The sequence below is a fragment of the Cytophagia bacterium CHB2 genome, from assembly GCA_030263535.1.
Classification (GTDB): Bacteria; Zhuqueibacterota; Zhuqueibacteria; order Zhuqueibacterales; family Zhuqueibacteraceae; genus Coneutiohabitans.
Genome location: SZPB01000127.1, coordinates 1 through 15,592, shown reverse-complemented (window position 1 = coordinate 15,592; position 15,592 = coordinate 1). Strand labels below are relative to the sequence as shown.

The 15,592-nt window shown below is 53.3% G+C and carries 14 protein-coding genes and 1 tRNA gene; 11 read left to right on the top strand and 4 right to left on the bottom strand.

The window, feature by feature from the left end:
• Window positions 1-141: 141 nt before the first annotated feature.
• The 9 genes from pheS to FBQ85_13805 all read left to right on the top strand — a co-directional run bounded on the left by pheS (window position 142) and on the right by FBQ85_13805 (window position 9,372).
• The gene (gene pheS / locus FBQ85_13845; protein ID MDL1876236.1) at window positions 142-888 is read left to right on the top strand and encodes a phenylalanine--tRNA ligase subunit alpha; all 747 of its coding nucleotides are present in this window, start codon (window positions 142-144) and stop codon (window positions 886-888) included.
• Window positions 889-938: 50 nt separating this feature from the next.
• Complete coding sequence (locus FBQ85_13840) at window positions 939-3,323, top strand: phenylalanine--tRNA ligase subunit beta (protein MDL1876235.1); 2,385 nt, start codon at window positions 939-941, stop codon at window positions 3,321-3,323.
• A gap of 109 nt (window positions 3,324-3,432) precedes the next feature.
• On the top strand, window positions 3,433-3,714 hold the full coding sequence (gene zapB / locus FBQ85_13835; GenBank protein MDL1876234.1) for a cell division protein ZapB: 282 nt from the start codon (window positions 3,433-3,435) through the stop codon (window positions 3,712-3,714).
• Window positions 3,715-3,767: 53 nt separating this feature from the next.
• A complete protein-coding gene (locus tag FBQ85_13830; GenBank protein MDL1876233.1) occupies window positions 3,768-4,058 on the top strand; it encodes a cell division protein ZapA in 291 nt (96 codons plus the stop codon).
• 196 nt (window positions 4,059-4,254) lie between these two features.
• Window positions 4,255-5,823 (top strand): ribonuclease Y, encoded by a 1,569-nt coding sequence (gene rny, locus FBQ85_13825; protein MDL1876232.1) that lies wholly within the window; start codon window positions 4,255-4,257, stop codon window positions 5,821-5,823.
• 78 nt (window positions 5,824-5,901) lie between these two features.
• Window positions 5,902-6,708, top strand: coding sequence for a TIGR00282 family metallophosphoesterase (locus tag FBQ85_13820; GenBank protein ID MDL1876231.1), 807 nt, complete (start codon window positions 5,902-5,904; stop codon window positions 6,706-6,708).
• Window positions 6,709-6,786: 78 nt separating this feature from the next.
• On the top strand, window positions 6,787-7,680 hold the full coding sequence (gene folD / locus FBQ85_13815; GenBank protein ID MDL1876230.1) for a bifunctional methylenetetrahydrofolate dehydrogenase/methenyltetrahydrofolate cyclohydrolase FolD: 894 nt from the start codon (window positions 6,787-6,789) through the stop codon (window positions 7,678-7,680).
• Window positions 7,671-7,747 (top strand) — tRNA-Arg (locus FBQ85_13810). Before folD ends, FBQ85_13810 begins: the two co-directional genes overlap by 10 nt.
• Before the next feature lie 275 nt (window positions 7,748-8,022).
• Window positions 8,023-9,372, top strand: coding sequence for a tetratricopeptide repeat protein (locus FBQ85_13805; protein MDL1876229.1), 1,350 nt, complete (start codon window positions 8,023-8,025; stop codon window positions 9,370-9,372).
• Between the two features lie 59 nt (window positions 9,373-9,431).
• Here FBQ85_13805 and FBQ85_13800 read toward each other — a convergent pair whose 3' ends face one another.
• A complete protein-coding gene (locus tag FBQ85_13800; GenBank protein MDL1876228.1) occupies window positions 9,432-9,998 on the bottom strand; it encodes a hypothetical protein in 567 nt (188 codons plus the stop codon).
• A 502-nt stretch (window positions 9,999-10,500) separates the two neighbouring features.
• Here FBQ85_13800 and FBQ85_13795 point away from each other — a divergent pair.
• Window positions 10,501-11,433, top strand: a complete 933-nt coding sequence (locus FBQ85_13795; protein ID MDL1876227.1) for a metalloregulator ArsR/SmtB family transcription factor — start codon at window positions 10,501-10,503, stop codon at window positions 11,431-11,433.
• Between the two features lie 9 nt (window positions 11,434-11,442).
• Window positions 11,443-12,810, top strand: coding sequence for an adenosylhomocysteinase (locus FBQ85_13790; GenBank protein ID MDL1876226.1), 1,368 nt, complete (start codon window positions 11,443-11,445; stop codon window positions 12,808-12,810).
• 79 nt (window positions 12,811-12,889) lie between these two features.
• Here the strand turns inward: FBQ85_13790 and FBQ85_13785 are convergent, their stop codons facing one another.
• The 3 genes from FBQ85_13785 to FBQ85_13775 all read right to left on the bottom strand — a co-directional run bounded on the left by FBQ85_13785 (window position 12,890) and on the right by FBQ85_13775 (window position 15,444).
• Window positions 12,890-13,801 (bottom strand): MCE family protein, encoded by a 912-nt coding sequence (locus FBQ85_13785; GenBank protein MDL1876225.1) that lies wholly within the window; start codon window positions 13,799-13,801, stop codon window positions 12,890-12,892.
• Between the two features lie 15 nt (window positions 13,802-13,816).
• Complete coding sequence (locus FBQ85_13780; protein ID MDL1876224.1) at window positions 13,817-14,569, bottom strand: ATP-binding cassette domain-containing protein; 753 nt, start codon at window positions 14,567-14,569, stop codon at window positions 13,817-13,819.
• A 101-nt stretch (window positions 14,570-14,670) separates the two neighbouring features.
• The gene (locus FBQ85_13775; protein ID MDL1876223.1) at window positions 14,671-15,444 is read right to left on the bottom strand and encodes an ABC transporter permease; all 774 of its coding nucleotides are present in this window, start codon (window positions 15,442-15,444) and stop codon (window positions 14,671-14,673) included.
• Between the last annotated feature and the right edge of the window lie 148 nt (window positions 15,445-15,592).

Sequence of the window (15,592 nt, the reverse complement as noted above, 5' to 3'; positions counted from 1 at the left end):
AATGGTCAAAAAACCCGGCCGGCAAAACCATCAAAAAGGTGGTGCTGGTTGGACCAAAAGGTAAGCGGATACAATTAGAAAACGCCACCGCCGCGGAAATCAACCAGGTTTTGAAAGAATTGGTTAACTAAGAGGCCGGCTATGCCTCAAACCCTGCACATTGCCCTGAAACCCCTTGACGCCACCAGCGCCGAGCTGCGCTACTATTTTGACAACCCCAACGATTACCAAGCGCGCCCCCTGGCGCTGGCAGCCATCCAAAAACTGATTGACCGGGCGGAAACCGATTACTATAATTTCGAAGCGCTGAATCTGCCGCCGGATCATCCCAGTCGCGATTTGCACGACACCTTTTATCTGTCCGATCCGCGCCGCGCCAACGGCGCAACCTATTTGCTGCGTACGCACACCTCGCCGGTGCAAATTCACACGCTTGAAAACAAGCCGTTGCCGATTCGCATCATCGCGCCAGGCCGGTGTTTTCGCAAAGACACGCCGGATGCCACGCATTCGCCGGTGTTTCATCAAGTCGAAGGCTTGTGGGTCGATGAAGGCGTAACGTTTGCTGATCTCAAGGGCGTGCTGGCGGCGTTTGCGCGCAAGTTTTTTGATGATGAGGTCAAAACCCGTTTTCGCCCGAGTTATTTTCCCTTCACCGAGCCGAGCGCCGAGCTTGATGTCTGGTTCGAAGCGCGGCAATCCTGGATCGAGCTGCTCGGTTGCGGCATGGTGAATCCCATCGTGCTCGAACGCCTGGGCATCGATTCGGAAAAGTATACCGGCTTTGCGTGGGGCATGGGCGTGGAGCGGCCGGCGATGCGAAAATACGGCGTGACGGATCTGCGCTTGTTTTATGACAATGACGTGCGCTTGTTAAGACAATTTTAGCATTCACAAAATTCTCCATGTCATTCTGTTGAGTGGCATGCTCCGGGCAAATGAAATTCACTTATAACTGGCTACGCGAATTCGTTGACACACCGCTGACCGCGGAAGCGCTCGCCGAACGCCTGCCGATGATCGGCTTCGAAGTCGAAAGTTGCCAATCATTGCTGCCTGACCTGAAGGCGATCGTCGTCGGCAAAGTGCTGGTTTGTGAGAACATTCCGGCCTCCGATCACCTCAAACGCTGCGAGGTGAATATTGGCAGCGCAACGCTCAACGTGGTTTGCGGCGCGCCGAATGTCGCGGTCGATCAACTCGTTGCGGTTGCGCCCACCGGGACGAGGCTGCCGAACGGCTTGACCATTGAAGCGCGCAAAATCTTCGGGGTGCAATCACAAGGCATGATTTGCAGCGAGATGGAATTGGGCCTGTCGGACGAGCATGAAGGCATCCTCGTGCTGAACGGGCAGGCGCGCGTGGGGCAGAATTTTGTGGATACGCTCGAACAAGACTGGCTCTTTGACATCGCGGTTACGCCCAACCGCCCGGATGCCCTGGGCATTATCGGCATCGCGCGTGAAGTCGGTTTGATTACCGGCGCGCCCCTGCAATTGCCCAAAATCAAGCTGCGCGAAACCGGCGCGCCTATCGAGCAATTGATCACTATTCAAATAAAAGATGCCGAGGGTTGCCCGCGTTATGCCGCTCGGATCGTGCAAAACATCGCAATCAAATCCTCGCCGAAGTGGATGCGCCAGCGCCTGAACGCCGTGGGTGTGCGCGCGATTTCGAATATTGTCGATGTCACGAATTACGTCATGATGGAAACCGGCCAGCCGCAACACGCTTTCGACTACGATTTGCTCGAAAAAGATAAAATCATTGTGCAGCGTGCGCGCGCCGGAGAAAAATTCCAAACGCTTGATGGCCAGGAGCATGAATTGCTCGCCGAGGACGTGATGATTTGCGACGGCCATCGCAATGTCGCGCTGGCCGGCGTGATGGGCGGCTTGAATTCCGAAGTCAGCGACGCGACGAAAAATATCTTGATCGAGTGCGCGCATTTCAACCCGCTTGCGGTGCGCCGCACGGCAAAGCGATTGGGCATGACATCAGAAGCAGGCCGGCGTTTTGAGCGTGGCACGGATCCCAACGGCATCCCGTTCGCCGTCAATCGCGCCGCACAATTGATGCAGGATACCGCCGGCGGGGAGATTGCGCGCGGCATCGCCGAGGTGTATCCCGCGCCGATCAAGCCCACCAAAATCACGCTGCGCCCGAAGCGGGTGACGCACGTGTTGGGCGGCAAAGTGCCGTCCGCACGCATGGAAAAAATTCTAACCGGACTGGAGTGCAAAGTATCAAAAAAATCCGCCGCGAGCTGGCAGGTGGCGGCGCCCACGTTTCGCCCGGATTTGACGCGCGAGATCGATTTGATCGAAGAGATCGCGCGTATTTATGGCTATGATAAATTCCCTGAAAAATTGCATTCGCAGGTTTTTGTCGGCGGCGAGCGCAATCGCGAAGAAGAAGCGCTGGAAAAATTGCGCCGCGCGATGACCGGCCTGGGCTTTGATGAAGCCATTACCATAGATTTGATTTCACCCAAACTGGCCGGGTTGTTTTTGCCGGAGGGCGGCGCGGTATTGCCGCTCATCAATCCACTGAATGAAGAATTGTCAGTGTTGCGGCCGGCAGTGGCGGCGACGTTGTTGCATTCGCTCGCGTACAATCTCAATCGTAAAAACCGCGATGTGTGGTTGTATGAAACCGGCGCCGCGTTTTGGAAGGAGCCCGGCAAAGAAATCTGCGAAGAACAGCGTCTGGCAGCCATTGCCGTGGGCGCCGCAGAAAATCCGAATTGGCTGGGCAAAACTCGCGGCTATGCCCTGCCCGATTTGCGGGGGGCGTTGGAAGTGCTGGAACGCGTTTTGTTATTGCCGAAGCTGGTTTTCAAGCCGCTCACAACGCATGCCTATCTCGAACACGGTTGGGAGATTTTTATCGGCGCAAACCGCCTCGGTTTTGCGGGTAAACTGCAGGCAGAGATTCTCAAAGAGTATGACGTTGAAACGGATGTTTTTCTGTTTGAATTAAGACTCCAGGAGGTGATCGCCAGCATTGATTGGCAGCGCACCTTTCGGAGTATTCCGAAGTATCCGCCGGTTGAGCGCGATCTGGCAATTATCGTTGACCACGACGTGCCGGCGGAGAAAATTTACGCCGTCATTGAAAACGCGAGCGATCACTTGCTGGAACGGCTCGAACTGTTCGATCTTTATACCGGTAAACCCATTCCAGCAGGCAAAAAGAGCATGGCTTTTGCGCTGACCTTTCGCGCCGACGATCGTACATTGCGCGACGAAGAGGTGGAACTGCGGCAAAAGAATATTTTGGACGCGCTTGGCCGCGAATGCGGCGCGGTGCTGCGGACTTAAGCGCCTGCACCCGGACCGGCTCTCTTGTGCGGCCGCCGGGCATGACGCATGGAATGTTTGAGGATGCGTTTAAAGTAATTTTTAACCACGCTGATTGAAGGATCATTTGATGGATATCCAACGTTTCGAGATATTGGAAGATAAAATCTCCAAAGCGATCAAGTTGATACAGACGCTCAAGCATGAAAATGAGGAGCTGCGCGCGCAAGTGGAGGCGGCGGAAGCCCGCTTTCACACGCAAGAGGAAGAACTCAACAGGCTGCGCGGCGAATTGAGCAATGTGCAAAATCGCGCGCAAGAGTCGCAGCAAATGAAGGAACGTGAGGAAAAAATTCGCAGTAAAGTGGAAGAGATGTTGGCCAAATTGGAGGAACTGCAATTGCAGTTCTGACAAGCTGGCGTCGCGTCGAGTATTCTCAGAGCAGACATTTTTCTCGATATTCTATGCCTGAAGGCACGGTATTAAAAGTCAACATTTACGGCACCGAGTATCCCATTCGCGGCGAGGTTGATGTGGAATACATCCGCCGGGTGGCCGAGTATGTCGATCGCAAAATGCGTGAAGTCGACCAAAGTACGGCCGCCAAATCCTCGCTCAAAGTGGCGATCCTGGCGGCGTTGAACATTGCGGACGAACTGTTCCGCGAGCGTGACGAGAAAGCGGGTCTGTTGAAGAGTTTCGAGGCCAAGGCCGAGCAGTTATCGAAACTTTTGCATGAGAATTTGAAAGAATAGACCGGTGTCAACCTCCCGCAGCGCGGGAGGCGAACAGCCCTGGTGGCAAGGTCTTCAAAAACGCGGCGCGACCTGCGCGCAACGATTTCCGTTGCGGCGTTTGAAGAACTTGGTACCGGGGCTTTTTGTTATGCGCTAGATTATTAAAACCCGATTCGATACTTCTAATAAGGCAATCGGGATTTATGGAGGAAGAATGACGATCATTGTGATCGTACTGATCGTGGCCGCGCTCGGACTTGGCGCTCTGCTCGGCTGGCTGATGCGGCAAAAGCTCGGCCTCGAGAAGATTGCCCACGCCGAAGCCGCCGCGCAGAAAATCACTGCAGACGCCGCCCAGGAAGCAGAAAGTCTCAAGCAGGCTAAATTGCTCGAGGTGCGTGACGAGCTTTTTCAAAAACGCCAGGATCTGGAGCAGGAGATCAAGTCACGCCGGCAGCAGATACAAAAGCTGGAAAGCCAGCTTGCGCAACGCGAAACGAGCCTGGATCGCAAAGTCGATTTGTTGAATCAGAAAAAGCAGGAAGTAACGAAATTAGAGGAGAGTTTGCGCAGCCGCGAGGCGAATCTGAAGCTGCAAAGCCAGGAGTTGGATCGCCTCATTGCCGAGGAAAATAAAAAACTCGAACAAATCTCCGGCCTGACGAATGAAGAGGCCAAGCGCATCCAGCTCAATAATTTTCTCGAAATGGCCAAACAGGAAGCGGCGCAGACGGTCAAAGAGATTAAAGATCGCGCCCGCATGGTGGCGAATCGCGACGCCAAGGATATTCTGGTGCAGGCGATTCAGCGCACCAACATCGGCCACGTCGTCGAATCGACGGTGTCCGTGGTGCATCTGCCGAATGACGACATGAAAGGCCGCATCATCGGACGCGAAGGCCGCAACATTCGCTCGTTTGAAGCGGTGACCGGCATTGAAGTGCTGATTGATGACACCCCCGAAGTGGTGATGCTCTCCGGTTTTGATCCGGTGCGCCGTGAAGTTGCAAAACTGTCGCTGGAAAAGCTGATCACCGATGGCCGCATTCATCCGGGCCGCATCGAAGAAGTGGTGGAGAAGACGCGCAACGAAGTCGAGGAATTGATTCGTGAAGCCGGCGAGCAAGCCATGCTCGAAGCCGGTTTGCACGGCCTGCATCTGGAACTGGTGCGGTTGCTCGGCAAATTAAAATATCGTTCCAGCCAGGGGCAAAATCTTTTGCAACACAGCATTGAGACCGCGCTCATCGCCGGCGTCATCGCGGCGGAGGTTGGGATCGAGACGTATTTGATCAAGCGCGGCGCCTTGCTGCATGAGATCGGCAGCGCGGTGGAGCGCGAAAGCGATTCGAGCGCCGCGGAAGTGGGCGCGGCGCTGGCGCGGCGCTATGGCGAGAACGAGGCCGTGGAGAATGCGATCTTGTTCGCCAACAATCTCAACCGCAATGGCCAGGTGTTGACGGCGGCCTCGATCATCGTGTCAACCGCGAACGAGATTTCTATTGCCCGCCCCGGTGCGCAGAAAGAAACGCTGGCGAATTACTTCCAGCGCATGTCGACGCTCGAGAGCATAGCCAACGCCTTTCCCGGCGTGATCCGCACCTATGCTTTGCAAGCCGGGCGCGAGATTCGTGTGATCGTCGAGCATGCCCAAGTGGACGATGCGCGCGCCGAACAATTGGCGGTCGATATTGCGCGCAAAATTCAGCAGAGTATTCACTACCCGGGCCAGATTCGCGTGACCATCGTGCGCGAGTATCGCGCGGTGGATTACGCCAAGTGAATTTTCCCTTGTAAATTTGCTTTTTTAGCCTATATTCCAGCGTTGTTTTAGAATTCGCCAGGCAAACTTTATAGGACGATGAAAGAAGTGGAAGCGTGGACGCTGCTGTTTATCGCAGATATTATCGGCAAGCCTGGCTTGGAGATCCTCACACGGCTGCTGCCGGAATTGAAGCAGACATATCAGCCGGATTTGATTGTCGCCAACGGCGAAAATGCGGCGGAGGGAAAAGGCATTACTGCCGCGCTGGCCAAGCAATATTTTGAATTGGGCATCGACGTTATCACCGGCGGCAATCACACGTGGGAAAATCCGGACGTCTTTAAAATTTGGCAAAAGGATGAACCGGAAAGCGGGCGTGTGCTGCGCCCGGCAAATTATCCCCCCGCGAATCCCGGACGCGGATATGCGCTCGTCGATCTGGAAGAGGGCGTCAAAGCCGCCGTCATCAATTTGCAAGGCCGGACTTATCTTTATCAAATTGATTGCCCGTTTCGCATTGCGGATGATATCCTGCGGCGCATCGAACGCCAGGCCAGCGTTGTGATTGTTGATTTTCATGCCGAGGCCACCGCAGAAAAAATGGCGCTGGGCTGGTATCTGGATGGCCGAGTGAGCGCTGTGATTGGGACGCATACCCATGTGCCCACAGCGGATGAAAAAATCCTAGCAGGCGGCACGGCCTACATCACGGATGTCGGCATGACCGGGCCGTTTGACTCCGTCATCGGTATGAAAAAAGAAACCGCCATCAAACGTTTCATGCGCGCGGTGCCGATGCGCTTCGAGCCGGCGAGCGGCGAAGTCAGGTTGTGCGGGGTGATCGTGCGCATCAGCAAAGAGACGATGAAGGCCGTAACTATCGAACGGTTGTTTTTGGAATAATCAAGAGCGTGCAATCGGGTTTTGTCATTGCGCCGCTGCAGTTCTGTGGCCGTCAAAATCCGGTTTCTCCATTATCATATGTCAGCAGTTATCATAGACGGCAAACGCATCGCCGAGCAGATCAAAGCCGAGCTGATTGAAAAGGTTCGTGCACTGCAGCAAAGAGGCGTGACGCCGGGCTTGGCGGCGGTTTTGGTAGGAGATGATCCGGCCTCCGCTGTTTATGTCGGCTCAAAAGCCAGGATGTGTGAAAGCCTGGGATTGTTTTCGGAAGTTCATAAATTGGAGCACAAGACTTCCGAAGCGGCGCTGCTCGATCTGATTGCAAAGTTGAATCAAGACGCAAAGATTCATGGCATTCTCGTGCAACTGCCGTTGCCGAAGCACATCAATACACAACGCGTGCTGGCGGCGATTTCACCGGAGAAAGATGTTGACGGGTTTAATCCGGTGAATCGCGGCAAACTGCAAAACGGCGAAGAGACCTTCATTCCTTGCACACCCGCCGGTGTTTCTGAATTGTTACAGCGCAGCGGTTTTCCGGTCTCAGGAAAGCACGTCGTCATTTTGGGGCGCAGCGGAATCGTCGGCATGCCGCTGGCGGTTTTGCTGGCGCAGAAAAGGCCGCAAGCCAACGCCACGGTCACGATTTGCCACTCGGCCACCACAAATTTGCCGCAAATCACCCGGCAAGCGGATATATTAGTCGCGGCAATCGGCCAGGCCAAGTATGTCACCGCTGACATGGTGAAAGAAGGGGTCGTGGTAATTGATGTCGGCATGAATCGTGTCACAGATATTACAGCGGCTAAAGGTTATCGCCTGGTTGGCGATGTTGATTTCGAGGCTGTCAAAAGCAAGGCGGCGGGGATCACCCCGGTTCCCGGCGGCGTCGGCCCGATGACCATCATAATGTTGATGCAGAATACGGTAAGCGCAGCAGAGCGTCTCGCAACACAAATGCGCCAGTAGCTCAACTGGATAGAGCGTTGGCCTCCGGAGCCAAAGGTTGAGGGTTCAAGTCCCCCCTGGCGTACTACTTTTCGATGAAGTTTGGCGGTCAAAGCGGTATTGTTCGAATCAGGCGTCTGTTATCCTTTCAGCGCGCCTGGCCGCAGTTGAACCTTTTCGAACAAGCATGACTGGCATAACTCACCGGGTTTCAAGTTCGGCGGCAGCCGTGTGCAATTTTCTCTTGGAAGTCCCTGAGGCAAAGGAAAAACGGCATCGCCGGCGGGAAATCCTGAAACTGTTTGAAGTGAGTCGATTTCGAATGTCAATTGTCAATAAATCCCCTTCCTTGTTTTGGTTCAAATGAGCCCTCAAACGGCGCAAAAATTCGTTACAGCCACCTTAACGCTCTCCGATATTCGCCATCATGATGCTGAAATTCACGAGCTAATCGTCTCCAAAAAATCCCCGGCGCTTATCGCGGAGTACCTCAAGCGCAAATTCGGCAACAGCAGCCAGTTGCAGGTGAAAATCGCTGAGAATCAAGCGGAGCTGAAGTGGAGCATACCCTCCTCCGATCCCGAGGCGGAGAACCTGCATCGCGAGGCGATGGCCTATGCCAAGCAGCGTGATTTCAGCAAGGCCATTACACGTTGGACGCAGGCGCTCGCAAAAAACCCTCACGACCCGGATTATTATTTCAATCTCGGCATTGCCTGTTTTGCGAATAAAAATTACAAAGAGGCGGTTGAGAATTTTCAACAGGCGGTTGCGCTTTGCCCGATTTATCATCGCGCCCACTTGATTTTGGGCACGATTCTGTTGAAGATGCGAAAGTTTGCCGATGCCGAAGGCCATCTGAAAGAGAGCATTTATTTCGATCCGCGCAACGCGCTCGCCCATCTCAATCTCGGCGCAGTCTACAGCATTCTCAAAAAATACAAAGAGGGCATCGCCAGTTTTCAGCGCGCGATCGAACTTTCACCCAACGAGGTGCGCGCATATTTCGGGCTGGCAAAAATTTTTGCGATTTTGGGCGACACCGAGAACGCCAATCTCAATTATCGCAAAGTCATCGAGCTTGATAATCAAGGCACACTCGCGGCGCACGCGAAGCGCGGCATCGTCACCACGGGGCCTGCCGTTGAAGTCGCGGATCTGGAGAGTTTGTACTCGGAGGGTTACAAGGCCTTTTTGTATTCTGATTTCAAGGGCGCGGCGCGGATGTATCAAAAATATCTCGAAAAGAAACCGGATGATGATCAGGTTTGGGCGGTGCTGGGTGTGGCCTTGCAGCGCGCCGGCGCGCCGGATCGCGCGTTGAAAGCCTTTGCGCAAGCCGGCAAGCTCAACCCGACAAAAGGGCTTTATTTCAAGCAGCTCGGTATTGCCTGCGATTTGGTTGATCGGCCGGCGGAGGCCTTAAAAGCGTTCGAACAAGCCGGTGAGTTGGGCAAGGGGGATTCTGTGATGCTGGCGGTGTGGGGAAAAAATTTGATCAAGTTGAATCGTCTCACCGAGGCGATCCCGCAGCTCGAACGCGCCGTGAAGCTGAACCGCTCGAATCTCTTGGCGCATTATTACCTGGCAACCGCGCTGATGAAAATGAATGAAGTCGAGCGCGCGATCACGCACCTCGAAGCGGTGATGGGCGCCAAAGTCAACACGCCGCTGAAGGAACAAGCGCAAGAATTGCGGCGCAAAGTGGGTTAAAAAACAAAAGACGGCCTGGGCCGTCTTTTGTTTTAAACGCGCATCATCCGTTATACGCGTTATTGCTCTTGCGATTTCTTCTCGTTCTTTTCGATTTTGGCCTGCACATTTTTCATGCGCTTGTCGAAATCCTTGCGCTCGCTCAAAATCTCCTCCTTCATTTCCAACAATTTCAGCATGCGTTCCAACGCTTCAATTTTTTTGACCAGGAAACTGCCGGTTTCGATATTCTTTGCCATTGCCTTCGTATCGAGCGTCGCGCTCTCGCGATCTTTCAGCGTCGCTCCCGGAGTCATGGTCCCTTCGATGGATTGCATCAATGCGGAAGAAAGATCGACCGGAGGTGCGGGAGCAACCGCCGGTTGCGCGGTTGGGCTGGCAATCGGTTCCGGCGCTTCGAGTTTCAGTTCAAATTGCTCGTCGAGTTCTTTTAATCGCGCAAGCAGAGAGGCTTTCGCTTCTGCGAGAGAGGCTTCTTTCGCTTCCATGGCCAGCGCCGGCTCTTTCGTTGCCGCTTTCGCTACGGCCTGCGCCGAGGAATTGTTTGTAGTGATCAACAATGCCAAACCGGCAACCGCCAAAATCTGACCCATCCTCAAGCTCTCTTTCGTGATTAGAGTGATCATGATTATCCTTCCTTAAGATGTGAAGTGCTCCTGCTGTGGAGTAGCTTGGATTTCGCTGACGTGTCCGCGCTTATGCAAAAAGGTGGCCACTTGAGGGGAATGATTGATTTTTTTGATAATCATTTTCAACAAGCTCGGACGAACCTCTCCTCGTTTCACTCTGGGATGAGCCATCAATTTTTAAAACAACGCCTTACCTCATCCAGCAAGACTCCTGCCCCACATAATTGTAATCGCCGAAAATGTAATACCCAAAATCCGCGATCAAACTAAAACGAAATGTTTGACCGAACACAAGCACAAGATTGTATCTGAATCATTTTTGACTTACAACAATGGTAATTCCGAGGCTGTCAGGCTCAAGGTGGCTGTAAACGGGAAGCTCTGGGCGGGTTAAAAAAATCGTGGAGAAACAGGTTTTGACAAAAAATGAGTTGCATTTTGATTTTTTGCGCTGTATTATATCAATAAATCTTGATATAGTTATATAGTATTTAATCGTATGCTGCAGATTTTTAAAGCGCTGGCAGATGAAACGCGGCTTCGGCTTTTGGCAATTCTAGCGCAGGGTGATTTCAATGTCAATGAATTGATTGAAATTCTGCGGATGGGACAGTCGCGCATCTCCCGGCATCTCAAAATTCTGGCGGATTCCGGGTTGGTTTCCAGTCGCCGGGAAGGGAATTGGACGTTTTACTCGCTGACGCAACCGAACGGCAACTTGGACTTGTCCGAAGCAATTCATCTTGCCTTAAAGGGCGGCCGCAAGCTCAATTCCTATGCAATGGATTTGCAGCAGATCGAATCCATTGTGCAGCATCGCCGCGCCGAGAGTCAGAAATATTTTGATCGTGTTGGGCCGGAATGGGAACGTTTGCAGCACGAAGTGTTGGACAGCGCTAACTATCGCGAGCAGGTGCTGCATTACTTGCCGGAACGCCGGCAGGCGGCTGCAGATCTTGGCGCCGGCGCGGGGTTGTTGCTGCCGGCTTTAGCGCGGCGTTTCACAAATGTGATTGCGATTGATTCCTCGCGCACGATGCTCAAGGTGGCTGCAGATTATATGAACAAAGAAATGCCCGAGGCGCTTAACCGTTGTGATTTTCGTCTGGGCGAACTTGAGCATTTGCCGATTCCGGATGCTTCGGTTGACGCGGCAGTGGCGTGTATGGTTTTGCATCACATTTCGCAGCCGCAGGCCGCGCTCTTGGAAGTGTTTCGGATACTCAAACGCGGCGGGGTATTGGTGCTCGCCGATCTCTTGCAGCACGATATTGCTGAAATGCGCGAAAAATACGCGGATTTGTGGCTCGGCTTCAAGCGCGCCGACTTGAACAAGTGGCTGCAAGCTGCGGGTTTTACTGCGCTCAAATCAGAAATTTTAACTAAACATGAACCCATGAAAGTTCTCATCTTTCAAGCAACCAAACCATGAGGATCAAACATGCACGAAACCGAAGTCATTACTCCCAAAGCAGCGCAATCCGGCGCGAACGGCAAAACCGCTGTTGCCAGCCCGCACAAACCCGACTATAAAGTCGCTGATATGTCTCTCGCCGAGTGGGGACGCAAGGAGATCGAATTGGCCGAAAAAGAAATGCCCGGCCTGATGGCGATACGCGAGGAATTCCGCAGCCAGCAGCCGCTCAAAGGGGCGCGCATTTCCGGCTCGCTACACATGACGATTGAAACCGCGGTGCTGATCGAAACCCTGATCGCGCTTGGCGCAAAAGTGCGCTGGGCGTCATGCAACATCTTTTCGACGCAAGATCATGCCGCCGCCGCGATCGCCGCTGCCGGCATTCCCGTATTTGCCTGGAAAGGTGAGACCGAGGATGAATACTGGTGGTGTACCGAACAAACGCTGTACTTCGAGAACGGCGAAGGTCCGAACATGATTCTCGATGACGGCGGCGACTTGACATACTTTGTGCATAACAAAATGCCGCAGTTTCTCAAAGGTCTCAAAGGCATCACCGAAGAGACGACCACGGGTGTGCACGCGCTTTATAAAATGTTGAAGGAAGGCAAACTCAAGGCCCCGGCCATCAACGTCAACGATTCGGTGACGAAAAGCAAGTTTGATAATCTCTATGGCTGCCGCGAATCGCTGGCTGATGGCATCAAGCGCGCAACCGATGTGATGCTGGCCGGCAAGATTGCCGTGGTGGCCGGTTTTGGTGATGTCGGCAAAGGCTCGGCGCAATCGCTGCGGGGCTTCGGCAGTCGCGTAATCGTGACTGAGATCGATCCCATCTGCGCGCTGCAAGCCGCCATGGAAGGCTTTGAAGTGGCGACCATCGAAGATTACATTGCGACCGCGGACATTTTCGTTACCGCAACGGGTTGCCGCGACATCATCACCATCGAGCATCTCACGAAGATGAAAGACGGCGCGATTGTGTGCAACATCGGGCATTTTGATGTCGAGATTCAAGTCGCGCAGCTCAACGCGTTTCCCGGCATCAAGAAAGTCGAGATCAAGCCGCAGGTTGACAAATACATTTTCCCCGATGGCCATGAGATTCTGCTGCTTGCGGAAGGCCGGTTGGTTAACTTGGGCTGCGCCAGCGGCCACCCCTCGTTTGTCATGTCGAATTCATTCACCAATCAGGTGTTGGCGCAAATCGAGCTGTTTAACAACAAATATGAAGTGGGCGTTTATATGCTGCCCAAGAAGCTCGATGAGAAAGTCGCGCGGCTGCATCTGGACAAGCTGGGCGTGAAGCTCACGAAATTGACGCCGACGCAAGCCGAGTATTTGGACATTCCGGTGGAAGGGCCGTTCAAGCCGGCGCATTATCGTTATTGATCGGGGTAGCACCCAATTAAAAAAGGCGCGGGCATATATGCTCGCGCCTTTTTTGTTGGCGAATTGAAATCACACCGTCTCAAAAGCGAAATACGCTGAACTGTAAGTATTTCGAGGGGTTCTTCTTTACATCATCCAGCATGAGGTTGGCTTCATCGAGCGTTTTGTTGAGCTTGTTGTACAACTCTTCATCATACATCGCCTTGCCCACCGTGCCCTGACGATTCTCCACCATAGCCAAAAGTTTTTGTGCTGAGGTGACCGCGCTGTCGAGCTTTGCCATCATCGCGGGCAGACTCGAGGTACTGGCGGCCATGTTATTGACGATGCTATCGACCGAAGTGTTGTGCAATTGCCAGAATAATTTCAACTCGCGTGAAATGCTGTCAAAGCGGGCAATGGTATTGCTTAAGTGCCGGCGATCTTTGTCGAGATTGTGATTGATCTTGCTGGAGATGCTTTCCATGTTCATCAATGTGCCGGAAATGGCGCGTTGCGCAGGGCGATCGAGCGCCGTATCAACCACGGCGTTGATGCGTTGCAGTAAAGCCCTGGTTTCGGACATGATTTCGTTTACGCCGCCGCCGGCATCTGCGAGATCGCTGATATAATCACCGGCGATGGTGTCACCCTCTTTGAGAAATTCATTCGACGTGCCGGGAATAAGATCAATATATTTTTCACCGATCATGCCAATGCTGCGAATGGCGCAGCGCGAGTCGCGGCTGAACGGCGTTTGCCCGTTCAACCAGGCGCGCACGATGACTTGATCGCGATCGAGCTTCATGTCAAGTATGCGTCCGACCTTGAATCCTGCGACGGTGATCGCATCATTTTTTTCCAGCCCGGTGACGTTATTAAACGTAATGTAGATATCGAAACCTCGTTGGCGCACGGGGATGTTACGCAGAAAAACATACCCGTAAATGCTGATCGCAATCGCGATCAGAATCACTGCGCCGACAACTACTTCATTGGTCCATCGCCGCATGGCGTTACTCCCAGACTAATTATCGCGTTTTAACCATTCATGTCCGCGCGCGCTTTCGAGAAATTCAAGCACCGCAGGTTCGTTGCATTGCGCCAGTTCCGCCGGCGTGCCGTAGAAATGAATCCGTCCTTCATGCAACATCGCCACTTTGTGCGCGACGCGGTAAACACTGTGCATGTCATGCGTCACCACCACCGAGGTGACGCCGAGTTGCTCATTCAAATCAAAAATGACTTGATTGATGGAATCCGCACGCGGCGGATCAAGCCCGGTGGTGGGCTCGTCATACAGCAGAAATTGCGGTTTCATCACTAGCGCGCGTGCAATCGCGGCGCGCTTTTTCATGCCCCCGCTCAGTTCTGCCGGAAACTTCGGCTCAACGCCCGCCAGGCCAACCATCGTCAACGACTCGCTGATGCGTTTTTTGATATCAGCGCTGGCGAGCTTGGTGTGGCGGGCCAGCCCCATGGCCATGTTTTCTTCAATGGTCATGGAGTCGAATAAGGCTGAGCCTTGAAAGACCATGCCGATTTTCTTGCGCACTTCCACCAGTCGCGGGTAGGGCAGTTGTGGAATGTTATCACCATCGACTAATACCGAACCGCTATCGGGTTTCAACAATCCAATAATATGTTTGAGCAAAACGGATTTGCCGCAACCGCTGCCACCGATGATGGCTGTGGTGCAACCGTCTTCAATCGTCAAGTTGACGCCGCGCAACACCGGCAATTCTTCGAATTTCTTCTTTAGATCCTCAATGACAATCATCTTATGCCTTAACTGCAAATACCGCGGATTTTCACAGAGGCCAGGGCTTCAGATAGGCTGGCCGTCATCCGCAACTCGGCGGTTTGGGAAGGTAAAATGTTTCAAGTCAAAATGACCGTCGCCATTACAAAATCCAGCGTCAGAATCATCAAACAGGCAGAGACAGCGGCCTTGGTGGCTGCTTCGCCGACGCCTTCTGCGCCTTGCTTGGCATTAAAACCCTGATAGCAAGCCACCATAATGATTGAAGCGCCAAACAAAATGGATTTCGAAAGCGGAAGGGCAAAATCGCGCCAATTGACGTATTGCTTCGCGCCTTTAAAGAACTCGACCGTCGTAATGTCGGCGAGCGAGACCGCGGTGAGCCAACCGGAGATCATGGCGATGAATGCGGCAAACGCCGCCAAGACGGGCAACATCACCATACCCGCGATTAAACGCGGCACGACAAGATAAGAAACCGGGTTAAAGGCCATGGCTTCCAGCGCGTCGATCTGTTCCGTCACTTTCATGGTGCCGATTTCAGCGGCAATCGAGGCGCCCACGCGGCCGGCTAAAACCAATGCTGTCATCGCGGCAGCCAGCTCTTGCAGAACGGCTTTCTGAACCACCGTGCCGGCAATGTAAAGCGGCACCGTTTGCGTAAATTGGTGAATGGCTTGCAGCGAGGTGACCATGCCCATAAACAGGGAGATGTACAATACCACAGGCAGCGACTGGACGCCGATCTTCATCATTTGCTCGACGACCAGGCCGGCCCAGGTGCGCGCGTCGGAAAATGAAATAATGGTACGATACATCAATTTTCCAAAGCTGCCGACGTGAAACAAAAAATTCAAAAACAGCGCGCCGACTTTCCTGAACAAATTAATCATATCAATTCAAGCTTTCCGAAAAACCTGATTTTGCGGCAGGCGTTTTTTGTTTCTCGTCGGGCATCGTGCCAAAGACATAATCCCACAGCGGCGTGCTGACGCCGTAGCCGCGATGTTCATTTTGAAAATTGTGCCGCATATGATGTTG

Coding starts and splice junctions, on each gene's coding strand:
- rny (MDL1876232.1), top strand. CDS start 4,255: ATGACGATCATTGTGATCGTACTGATCGTGGCCGCGCTCGGACTTGGC.
- pheS (MDL1876236.1), top strand. CDS start 142: ATGCCTCAAACCCTGCACATTGCCCTGAAACCCCTTGACGCCACCAGC.
- FBQ85_13780 (MDL1876224.1), bottom strand. CDS start 14,569: ATGATTGTCATTGAGGATCTAAAGAAGAAATTCGAAGAATTGCCGGTG.
- FBQ85_13795 (MDL1876227.1), top strand. CDS start 10,501: ATGCTGCAGATTTTTAAAGCGCTGGCAGATGAAACGCGGCTTCGGCTT.
- FBQ85_13840 (MDL1876235.1), top strand. CDS start 939: ATGAAATTCACTTATAACTGGCTACGCGAATTCGTTGACACACCGCTG.
- FBQ85_13820 (MDL1876231.1), top strand. CDS start 5,902: ATGAAAGAAGTGGAAGCGTGGACGCTGCTGTTTATCGCAGATATTATC.
- folD (MDL1876230.1), top strand. CDS start 6,787: ATGTCAGCAGTTATCATAGACGGCAAACGCATCGCCGAGCAGATCAAA.
- FBQ85_13805 (MDL1876229.1), top strand. CDS start 8,023: ATGAGCCCTCAAACGGCGCAAAAATTCGTTACAGCCACCTTAACGCTC.
- FBQ85_13830 (MDL1876233.1), top strand. CDS start 3,768: ATGCCTGAAGGCACGGTATTAAAAGTCAACATTTACGGCACCGAGTAT.
- zapB (MDL1876234.1), top strand. CDS start 3,433: ATGGATATCCAACGTTTCGAGATATTGGAAGATAAAATCTCCAAAGCG.
- FBQ85_13785 (MDL1876225.1), bottom strand. CDS start 13,801: ATGCGGCGATGGACCAATGAAGTAGTTGTCGGCGCAGTGATTCTGATC.
- FBQ85_13790 (MDL1876226.1), top strand. CDS start 11,443: ATGCACGAAACCGAAGTCATTACTCCCAAAGCAGCGCAATCCGGCGCG.
- FBQ85_13775 (MDL1876223.1), bottom strand. CDS start 15,444: ATGATTAATTTGTTCAGGAAAGTCGGCGCGCTGTTTTTGAATTTTTTG.
- FBQ85_13800 (MDL1876228.1), bottom strand. CDS start 9,998: ATGATCACTCTAATCACGAAAGAGAGCTTGAGGATGGGTCAGATTTTG.